Source organism: Kitasatospora sp. NPDC127060 (assembly GCF_042724935.1).
Lineage (GTDB): Bacteria > Actinomycetota > Actinomycetes > Streptomycetales > Streptomycetaceae > Kitasatospora.
In genome coordinates this window covers 39,906-48,908 of the sequence record NZ_JBHXEG010000074.1, presented here as the reverse complement: position 1 = coordinate 48,908, position 9,003 = coordinate 39,906, and the positions used below count along the sequence as shown (strand labels likewise).

9 protein-coding genes are annotated in these 9,003 nt (G+C 73.7%); 3 read left to right on the top strand and 6 right to left on the bottom strand.

The annotated features are described in order from the left end of the window. Positions 1-99 precede the first annotated feature (99 nt). The 3 genes from ACFWIS_RS31405 (at position 100) to ACFWIS_RS31395 (ending at position 1,461) form a co-directional block, all read left to right on the top strand. Entirely contained in the window at positions 100-741 is a 642-nt protein-coding gene (locus tag ACFWIS_RS31405; protein ID WP_380459687.1) for a hypothetical protein, read from the top strand. After that, the gene (locus ACFWIS_RS31400; protein WP_380459689.1) at positions 738-1,142 is read left to right on the top strand and encodes a hypothetical protein; all 405 of its coding nucleotides are present in this window, start codon (positions 738-740) and stop codon (positions 1,140-1,142) included. The genes ACFWIS_RS31405 and ACFWIS_RS31400 overlap by 4 nt, the downstream gene beginning before the upstream one ends. Before the next feature lie 112 nt (positions 1,143-1,254). Then, a complete protein-coding gene (locus tag ACFWIS_RS31395) occupies positions 1,255-1,461 on the top strand; it encodes a hypothetical protein (RefSeq protein ID WP_380459690.1) in 207 nt (68 codons plus the stop codon). Here ACFWIS_RS31395 and ACFWIS_RS31390 read toward each other — a convergent pair. The 6 genes from ACFWIS_RS31390 to bioB all read right to left on the bottom strand — a co-directional run bounded on the left by ACFWIS_RS31390 (position 1,445) and on the right by bioB (position 8,775). After that, positions 1,445-4,339 (bottom strand): BTAD domain-containing putative transcriptional regulator, encoded by a 2,895-nt coding sequence (locus tag ACFWIS_RS31390; RefSeq protein WP_380459692.1) that lies wholly within the window; start codon positions 4,337-4,339, stop codon positions 1,445-1,447. The genes ACFWIS_RS31395 and ACFWIS_RS31390 overlap by 17 nt on opposite strands. 26 nt (positions 4,340-4,365) lie before the next feature. Then, positions 4,366-4,578 carry a DUF397 domain-containing protein gene (locus ACFWIS_RS31385; protein ID WP_380459694.1) on the bottom strand — a complete coding sequence of 71 codons (213 nt, stop codon included), beginning with the start codon at positions 4,576-4,578 and terminating at the stop codon, positions 4,366-4,368. A 370-nt stretch (positions 4,579-4,948) separates the two neighbouring features. Continuing rightward, on the bottom strand, positions 4,949-5,395 hold the full coding sequence (locus tag ACFWIS_RS31380; RefSeq protein ID WP_380459696.1) for a hypothetical protein: 447 nt from the start codon (positions 5,393-5,395) through the stop codon (positions 4,949-4,951). 78 nt (positions 5,396-5,473) lie between these two features. Continuing rightward, the gene (gene bioD / locus ACFWIS_RS31375; protein ID WP_380459698.1) at positions 5,474-6,208 is read right to left on the bottom strand and encodes a dethiobiotin synthase; all 735 of its coding nucleotides are present in this window, start codon (positions 6,206-6,208) and stop codon (positions 5,474-5,476) included. Next, entirely contained in the window at positions 6,205-7,509 is a 1,305-nt protein-coding gene (locus ACFWIS_RS31370) for an adenosylmethionine--8-amino-7-oxononanoate transaminase (RefSeq protein WP_380459700.1), read from the bottom strand. Before ACFWIS_RS31370 ends, bioD begins: the two co-directional genes overlap by 4 nt. 30 nt (positions 7,510-7,539) lie before the next feature. Further along, the gene (gene bioB, locus ACFWIS_RS31365; protein WP_380459702.1) at positions 7,540-8,775 is read right to left on the bottom strand and encodes a biotin synthase BioB; all 1,236 of its coding nucleotides are present in this window, start codon (positions 8,773-8,775) and stop codon (positions 7,540-7,542) included. Positions 8,776-9,003 lie beyond the last annotated feature (228 nt).

The window sequence follows — 9,003 nt, the reverse complement described above, 5'->3', positions numbered from 1 at the left end:
GTCAACCTCCCGCAGGCGGGAGGTTGACGACGGGCCCTAACGCGAACTGGTCTGGACCGGGCCGCGACGGACGGTTCCCCATGAGGCAGGATGATCGGCATGACGGACACCCTCAGCTGGCTCGCGGAGCCGGAGTCGATCGCCTTCGGCGGCTACAGCGTGGTCCTGGCCCGTGGTCTGGAGCCCGCGGAGCTCGTGGCCCGGATCGCCGCCGAAACCTTTCCCCGGCGCACCGCGCGGCCGCTCGGGCCGTCCACCGCCGAGGACCTGATCGAGGAGCACGAACTCGACCTGATGAGCGGCACCGAAGACGTCGCGCTGCGGTACGGACAGGCCGGCGACCTCGCCTTCGCCGTCGCGTACGGCTACTGGCAGGGCGAGCTGGCCCTCCCGGCGTCCGTCTCCCGCGGTGGCGCCGAGGTGTACCACGTCGAGTACGAGGAGGAGAACGGCAAGCCGGTGCCGCCGCAGTTCGACTCCTCGCGGGACGGCCAGCCGCTCTGCTTCTTCAACCTCCACCTCGACGCCAGTTGGGGCCGCGACGGCGTCGACGGCGACCCGGCGACGGCCGCCGCGGTGACCGCCGACCTGGCCGCCGCCGGACTGCCCGACCCGGAGCGCAGCCGCCGGGACGTCCACCGGAGCTGCCTGGAACTGCTCGGCCGCCGCTTCGGACTGGCCCTGCCGCGCGCGGCCGTGCTGGACGGCGAACTGCCCGCCGTACTGCTGGAGGCCGCGTGACGGCGTCGGGGGCGTCCTGGGCGTTCGGCTGCGCCGAATGCTACGGCGAGGACGCGCAGGCGGTGTGGGCGCGCCAGCGCGAGGGCTTCGCGTACGAGGCGGCGGTGGTGGCCGACCCGCACTTCGCCGTCTCCGTCCGCCGCTGCCTGGCCTGCGCCCAGCGCTTCGGCTGGATCCGCACCGAGTTCACCGACTGGTCGGGCGGTGACGACGCCTCCTACCTGACGATCGTGCCGCTGACCGGCCGGGAGGCCACCGCACTGGCCGTCGGCACCCTCGCCCCGCTCGACCTCGGCCCGCTCGGCGAGGGCCGCCGCCACCTCCACCACGACCGGCCGAGCGGCGGCCCGGCCCGACTGCACTGGGCCACCGGGCCGTTCCCGGTCGAGGAGGGCCACTGAGCCGTGGCCGGGTTCGCCGGTCCGCTGGCGGGGCGGGGGCGTTGACCGGCTGTCTACCGGTTGCTGCGAGCGTGCGGACGCTTTGTTGGCACGTGAGCAAGGAGCGTGAGAAGTGTTTCCGACAGTGGTGACCCGTACGGTGGTCGGCGGCGTGGCCGCCCTCGCGGCGGCGGCCGGCCTCTTCGCCGTGACGGCGGGGGATCCGGTACGGGACGAGGCACGGGACGGCTCGTCGGCCTGCGGGGGGTCGGCGGACGTTCAGTGCCTGGCGAACAAGGTGGCGTGGAACGGGACGGGGCTGGTCATCCGCCCGAGGTGACCGGCCCGTCCGAAGTCACCGACCCGTCGGCGGTGACCGGCCCGTCCGAAGCGGCCGGCCCGTCGGCGGTGGCCAGCGCCGACAGCAGCGACCGGGCGTCGGCGGATTCCGGGGCGCCCAGGCCGCTGAGCAGCAGGTGCGCCTGCGCCGCGTGAGCGCGCGCGGCGGACTGGTCGCCGCGGGCGGTCACCGCATGGGCCAACACCAGGTGGGCGAGGGCGCGTTCGCGCTGTCGCCCACCTCGCGTTGCCAGCCGCAGGGCGTGGTCCGCCTCGTCGACGGCCTCCTCGACCCGCCCGAGCAGCCGCAGCACGTCGGCCAGCCGACTGCGGGCCGCCGACTCCCGGTCCAGGTCCCCGGCGGGGCGGGCGCGGTCGACGCAGTGGCGCAACTGTGCGGCGGCGGCGTCGAGTTGGCCCAGCTCCTGATGGGCGAGGCCGAGGACGTAGTGCACATAGGCGGTCATCGCGGCGTCGGTGGTGCCGGGGCCGGCCAGCAGCCGCCGACACGTCTCCGCGGCCTCTTCGGCGTGGCCGCTGCGGATCCGGGACAGCGCCGCGTTCGCGGTGCTCGCCAGCTCGCCCGAACGGTGTCCGAGTCGGCGGGCGAGGGCCGCCGCCTGGTCGAAGGCGGTGATCGCCTCCTGGTGTCGGGCCTGGGCCTGGGCGATCAGGCCAAGGTCGTTGAGGGCCTGACGGTGCACGGCCGGATCGTCCGCCTCCTGGCAGGCGCGGGCGGCCTGCCGGGCCTGGTCGGCGGCCTCGTCCAGCCGGGCCCGGGCCAGCAGGACGGTCCCCAGCAGGAACCGGGCGCGGCCCTCGGCGGCGCGGTCGCCGCAGGTGACCGCAGCCGTGATGAGGAGGCGGGCCGCCTCCTCCGCCCGGCCGGCGAAGGCGCCGAGGCCGAGCGGGCTCAGGGCGATCAGCAGGTCGACGGCGGAGCGCAGGGTGGCGGCGTCCGGGGTGAGGGTGGCGGCGGCGGCGGTGAGCGCCACGGCGCCGGGGGCCTCGGCCCGGGCCCAGCGGCGGGCGTCCGCCAGGTCGGCGAAGCCCGGGCGGGTCACCGGCTCACCTTCACCGAAGACGTCGGCGACCGGGTCGCCGGGGACGGCGAGGGCGAAGGCCGTCCGGGCGCGGGTCAGGAGCAGGGCCAGCAGGCTCCGGTGGGCGGCCGTGCGTTCGGTCGCGTCGAGACGCAGGGACGTCCGGCGGGCGAAGGCCCGTACCAGGTCGTGGAAGCGGTAGCGTCCGGCGCCCGTCGACTCCAGCAGCGCCTGGTCCACCAGCGCCTCGGCGAGGCGCTCCGCCTGGTGCTCCGGTAGGCCCAGGACGGCCGCGGCCGAGGCCAGGCCGAGGTCCGGCTCCACCCAGGAGAGGACCCGGAACGCCGTTGCCAGTGGCGGCGGGAGGAGCCGGTAGCTGAGCTGGAAGACCTGCTCGATCGCGGCGATGCCCTCGCGGTCGTCGGCCAGCAGCCGGACGAGCTCGGCGATCGGCTGGTCGGGGGAGGCCGCGAGCCGGGCCGCGGCGATCCGTACGGCCAGCGGGAGCCGGCCGCAGGCCTCGACCAGCAGCTCGGCCTGGGCGCGTTGGGCGGATCGGCGGGCCGGGCCGATGACGGAGTCCAGCAGGTCGAGCGCCTCCTGCCCGCTGAGCACGTCCAGCGCGATCCGCCGGAGGGACGGGATGCCGGGCAGCGCGGTGCGGCTGGTGACGATCACCGCGCAGTCGGAGGAGCCGGGCAGCAGGGGCTGGATCTGGGCGTCGTCCCGGGCGTTGTCGAGGAGGATGAGCAGCCGCTTGCCGGTGCTGGCGGTCCGGAAGAGCGCGGACCTGCCCGCGAGGTCCTTGGGCACGGCGGACGGGCGCACGCCCAGGGTGGTCAGGAAGTCCGCGAGGAGGTCGGAGGCGCTGGCGGGGACGAGGTCGGCGCCCCGGAGGTCGGCGTGGAGGCGGCCGTCGGGGAAGTCGGGCCGCAGGGCGTGCGCGGCGCGCACCGCGAGGGCGGTCTTGCCGACGCCGGCCATGCCGGTGACGGCGACCAGCCGCAGGCCGGGGGTGCTGCGGTCGGTGAGGGCACGGGCGATGTCGGCGACGTGCTCCTGCCGACCGGTGAAGTGCGCGGGAGCTTCGGGTAGTTGGTCGGGATCCAGCGCGTGACGGAGATCGAGCTCGTGACGGAGGGCGGTGATCTCGGGCCCGGGTTCGATCCCGAGCTGCTCGACCAGCCGGGAGTGCAGCGCGTCGTACACGGTCCGCGCTTCGGTCGTGCGGCCGCTGCGGTGCAGGGTGCGGATGAGCAGGGTCTGGAGGCGTTCACGAAAGGGGTGTTCGGCGGCCAATGCCTCCAACTCCGTTAGCCGGTCCGCGGAGTCGGAGAGGGAGAGGAGTTCCTCCTGGAGCGTGAGGCGCAGCTCAGAGAGCCGCTGCCGCTCGCGGCCCATCAGGGGGCCGGGCAGGTCGGCGAGCGGTTCGCCGCGCCAGAGGGCGAGGGCTTCGGCGAGGTGTTCCCGAGCCTGCCGGGGGTTCTTCCCCGCCAGTTCGTGGAGCTGCCTGACCCGCCACAGGTCGATGCGGCCCGGTTCGATCACCAGCCGGTAGCCGCCGGACTGGGACACCAGGACGGTCGGATCCAGCAGCTTGCGTAACTGTGAGACGTACGAGCGGAGGGCGACGACGGGCGAGCCGGGCGGCTCGTCGCCCCATAAGTCGTCGGTCAGTTGATCGACCGTCACGACCGTGTTCGGCCGGAGGAGGAGGGAGACCAGCACGGCCCGCTGCCGTGGTGCCCCGAGCTCGACGGCCGTACCGGCGCGCCGCACCCGCAGCGCGCCGAGTAACGCGAACTCCAGCGGAGCAGGATCAGCAACTGGCCGCACGGCGTTCCCCTACGAGATGACGGACGTCAGACGGAGCCGAACTCGCCGGACTTGATACCGGCGATGAAGGACTGCCAGGCGGCCGTGCCGAAGGCGAGCTGCGGGCCATCGGGGTCCTTGCTGTCGCGGACGGGGAGGACACCGGGGACGCCAGAAGCGACCTCGATGCAGTTGCCACCACCGCTGCTGTACGAGGACTTCAGCCAGGAACCGGGCTTGACCGTCGCGATGGGGAACATGGCGTGGAACTCCTTGAGACGCGTGCGGATGAGAGCCAGGGAGTCCGCACATGAGAGGGCTTGGGCCTGAAGCCCATCGTAAGTCCTTGCGAGGGAGCGGATCTCGTCCTCGTCCTCACGCTCGACCCGGACATTCAGGCGCTCGCCGACCTTGTCATGGGGCGCGATCCCCGACGACCTGTCCCCGGCAGCCGATGCCCTGGTGTTCGTCCTCACCTTCCTCGCCGCCTCGACGGGCGGTTTCACGCTCGCCGCCGGGTGGATGAGGGCGCGCACGTGAAAGCGCGGGCTTCGAGGAGTCTCGAAGCCCGCACTCAGGGCCGGCCCCGTCGGGCATCGCGGTCACCTTCGAGGAGCGCGCGTCCGCTCCTCAGACGCCGTTGAGGGCGTAGCTGCGGAAGGTAGCCAGCAGGGGCAGCACCTCGGTCTTGCTGGGATCCTCCGTCACGGCGCGCATGGCGTCGATCACCGTGTGGGCGATGACCTTGGTGACGGTGAGGTCGTCGGCGGCGGCGACCGTGCCCCAGGCCTTGAGGGTCTGGGTGAGCAGGGCGCTCATCCGGGCGCCGATGTTGGCGCTGACGGCGTCCGAGAGTTCGGCGATCTCCTCGTCGCTCATGCTGGACCGCAGCCCGAAGGCCAGGGCCATCAACGTGTCCATCGCGTGCTCGCCGTACGCGGCGACCAGCTCCGGCAGCGACCGCTCGTCGGCGCTGCCCGCCGCCAGGGCGGACAGCGCCTCGTGGTCGTCCTTCCACGCCGCCTCCAGGGCGGCCAAGGCCCGGAGGGCCTCGTCCATGCTCAGCCCGTCTGTCATGGGGGCAACGCTATTGAGCCCGAAGTGCCCGGCGCTGCAATTCGGGCCCCGGAATCACCCCATCGAGCGAAGCGGGCGCTATTCCGGCCGATGGAGGTGTGCGAAGTGCTCCGCGTTCCAGCTGCCGCCCAGCTCGGGGGCCAGCGAGGCGACGGCCAGGGCCGGGAAGTCCTCGGCCGCGCCCGCCCGTTCCGGCAGGGCGCCGAGCAGCGGGGCGCCGGCCGAGCGGGGCAGGTCGGCGAGGTTGCAGCGTTCGGCGAGGCCCGGCTCGGCGGGCCAGGAGCCGACCACGACGCCGGCGAGCGGGAGTTCGCGGGCGGCCAGGGCCTCGGCCGTGAGCGAGACGATGTTGAGGGTGCCCAGGCCGGCGGAGGCGATCAGCAGCACCTCGGCGTCGAGGCCGGCGTCCCGTACGGCCCGGGCCTGGTCGGCCAGCGTACGGCCCCGGTCGTCGTAGCGGACCAGCAGGCCGCCCGCGCCCTCGACCAGCACCAGGTCGTGCGTCGCGGCGAGTTCGGCGACCTCGGCCACCACCTCGGCGGGGGAGAGGTACGGCATCCCGGCCCGTCGGGCGGCGGTGTCGGGGGCCAGTGGCTCGGGGTAGCGGACGAGTTCACTGATCGTCAGTTCACCTGCCAGGCGCCGGACTTCGGTGGCGTCGCCCGGTTCGCCCGGTGCCACGCCGGTCTGTCCGGGCTTGAGCACGGCGACCTTCCGGCCGCCCCGCAGGGCCGCCGAGGCGAGGGCGGCCGTGGCGACGGTCTTGCCGACGTCCGTGTTGGTGCCCGTCACGAACAGGATGCGCGCGTTCATCCGGCCACCGCCGCGGCGGTCACGGCGGCGGCGATCCGTGCCACGTCCTGGTCCTCCGTCACGTAGGGGGGCATGGTGTAGATCAGGTCCCGGAAGGGCCGCAGCCAGACGCCCTCGCGCGCGGCCGCCTCGGTCGCCGCCGCGACGTTCACCGGGTGGTCCAACTGCACGACGCCGATGGCGCCTCGGACCCGCACGTCGTGCACGCCGGGAAGCGAGGCGGCCGGGGCGAGGCCGTCCCGCAGCCCGCCCTCGATGCGCTTGACCTCCATCGCCCAGTCCTGTCCGAGCAGCAGGTCCAGCGAGGCGTTGGCGGCGGCGCAGGCCAGCGGGTTGCCCATGAAGGTCGGGCCGTGGGCGAGGACGGGCATCTCGCCGCGGCTGATGCCGTCGGCGATCTCGCCGGTGCACAGGGCGGCGGCGAGCGTGAGGTAGCCGCCGGTGAGGGCCTTGCCCAGGCACATCACGTCCGGGGAGACGCCCGCGTGGTCGGCGGCGAACAGGGCGCCGCTGCGGCCGAAGCCGGTGGCGATCTCGTCGAAGACCAGCAACACGCCGTGGCGGTCGCAGAGTTCGCGCAGCATCCGCAGGTAGGCGGGGGAGTGGAACTGCATGCCGCCCGCGCCCTGGACCACCGGCTCGACGATGACGGCGGCCAGCTCGTCGGCATGACGAGCCATCAACTCCTCGAACCTGGCGGCGTATTCGGGGTCGAGCGGGGCGTCGAAGCCGGCCGGAGGCTGTGGGGCGAAGAGCTGCCCGGGCAGCACCCCGCCCCACAGGTGGTGCATCCCGCCGTCCGGGTCGCAGACCGACATCGGGTGGAAGGTGTCGCCGTGGTAGCCGCCGCGCCAGGTCAGCAGCCGGCGCTTCTGCGGCTGCCCGGTGGACTGCCAGTACTGCAGGCACATCTTCATCGCGACCTCGACCGCGACCGAGCCGGAGTCGGCGAGGAAGACGTGCTGCAGCGGCTCCGGGGTGATCTCCACCAGGCGGGCGGCGAGCCGGACGGCGGGTTCGTGGGTGAGCCCGCCGAACATCACGTGGCTCATCCGGCCCAGCTGCTCGCGCACCGCCTCGTCCAGCACCGGGTGCCGGTAGCCGTGGATGGCCGCCCACCAGGACGACATCCCGTCGACCAGCTCGGCCTGCCCGCCCGCGACGGGCTCGGCCAGCCGCAGTCGGACGCCCGAGGCGGATTCGACCACGTACGGGGTGACGGTGCCGGGCATCGGCCCGTACGGGTGCCAGACGTGCGCCCGGTCGAGGGCGAGCAGCGTGTCCGTGGACAGCTGGGACATGGTGAGATCGCTCCGGAGTGTGCGGGAGGGTCAGGCGTTGGGCGCGAGTTCGGTGCCGGCGCCGCGGCGGCGGACCTTGACCAGGTCGTCGCGCAGCTCGTCGTTGGCGCTCTCCGTGGCCGGGGCCGCGACCGGGGCCGCAGCCGCGGTGCTCGCGGGCGCGTGCCCGTGCCCGCCGCACGGCCCGCAGCCGCCGCCGCTGCCGCACGCCGAGGCGGCGGTGCCGCAGCCTCCGCCCGCGTGCGCCGCCTCGGCGACGTCGGCGCGGTGGCGGGGCAGGGTGGCCTCGCCGGCGCCCTCGACCTCGAAGCCGGCGTCCTTGATCATGTCGAGGTCGGCCTGCCCGGCCTGGCCCTCGCTGGTCAGGTAGTCGCCCAGGAAGATCGAGTTGGCGATGTGCAGGCCGAGCGGCTGCATGGTGCGCAGGTGCACCTCGCGCCCGCCGGCGATCCGCACCTCGGTGTCGGGGTTGACGAAGCGGACCATCGCCAGGATGCGCAGGCAGCGCTGCGGGGTGAGGTTCCACTCCTTGGCGAGCGGGGTGCCCTCGAAGGGGATCAGGAAGTTGACCGGGACGGAGTCCGAGCCCAGCTCGCGCAGCGCGAACACCACGTCGACCAGGTCCTCGTCGGTCTCGCCCATGCCGGCGATCAGGCCGGAGCAGGCGGACAGGCCGGCTCCGTGGGCCTTCTGGACGGTGTCGACCCGGTCCGCGTAGGTGTGGGTCTTGGTGATGGTGCCGTAGGTGTTCTCGGAGGTGTTGAGGTTGTGGTTGTAGGCGTCGGCGCCGGCCGCCTTGAGCCGCTCGGCCTGGTTGTCGGAGAGCAGGCCGAGGCAGACGCAGATCTCGACCTCGGGGTCGGCGTCCTTGATGGCGGCCATGGTGTCGGTGACCCGGTCGATGTCACGGTCCGTCGGGCCGCGGCCGCTGGCGACCAGGCAGACCCGCTTGGCGCCGCCGGCCACCCCGGCGCGGGCGGCGTCGGCGGCCTGGTCCGGCTTCAGCCAGGTGTACTTGAGGATCTCGGCCTTGGACCCGAGCCGCTGGGAGCAGTAGGAGCAGTCCTCGGGGCAGAGCCCGCTCTTCAGGTTCACCAGGTAGTTGAGCTTGACCCGGCGGCCGAACCAGCGGCGGCGCACCTTGCCGGCCGCGGCGACCACGTCGAGCAGCTCGTCGTCGGTGGTGGCGAGGACGGCCAGGGCCTCCTCGCGGGTCGGGACTTCGCCGCGCAGGCCCTTGGCGGTGAGGGTATCGAGCAGATCCATGGGGCCGATCCTGCCTGCTGGCGCTCGAATGGCGCCAGAGCAAACCCACCAGAAGATCCCCGGAAGGATGTGCCGATTGCCACAGTGTCGAAGCTCACGGCGTCGGCGCTGGTCACGCGCTTGACGATGGCACCGGAGCCCGGTTACCGGCGAGTAGTGCGAGGGCGCCCGGACCGGTGATCGACAAGGCCCGACCCCGTGACCCACGCCACCCGGCGGGTGCTTAGA

Bases quoted from the DNA above. Each gene is read 5' to 3' on its own strand.
- ACFWIS_RS31380 (WP_380459696.1), bottom strand. From the start codon at position 5,395: ATGACAGACGGGCTGAGCATGGACGAGGCCCTCCGGGCCTTGGCCGCC.
- bioD (WP_380459698.1), bottom strand. From the start codon at position 6,208: ATGAACGCGCGCATCCTGTTCGTGACGGGCACCAACACGGACGTCGGC.
- ACFWIS_RS31405 (WP_380459687.1), top strand. From the start codon at position 100: ATGACGGACACCCTCAGCTGGCTCGCGGAGCCGGAGTCGATCGCCTTC.
- ACFWIS_RS31370 (WP_380459700.1), bottom strand. From the start codon at position 7,509: ATGTCCCAGCTGTCCACGGACACGCTGCTCGCCCTCGACCGGGCGCAC.
- bioB (WP_380459702.1), bottom strand. From the start codon at position 8,775: ATGGATCTGCTCGATACCCTCACCGCCAAGGGCCTGCGCGGCGAAGTC.
- ACFWIS_RS31385 (WP_380459694.1), bottom strand. From the start codon at position 4,578: ATGTTCCCCATCGCGACGGTCAAGCCCGGTTCCTGGCTGAAGTCCTCG.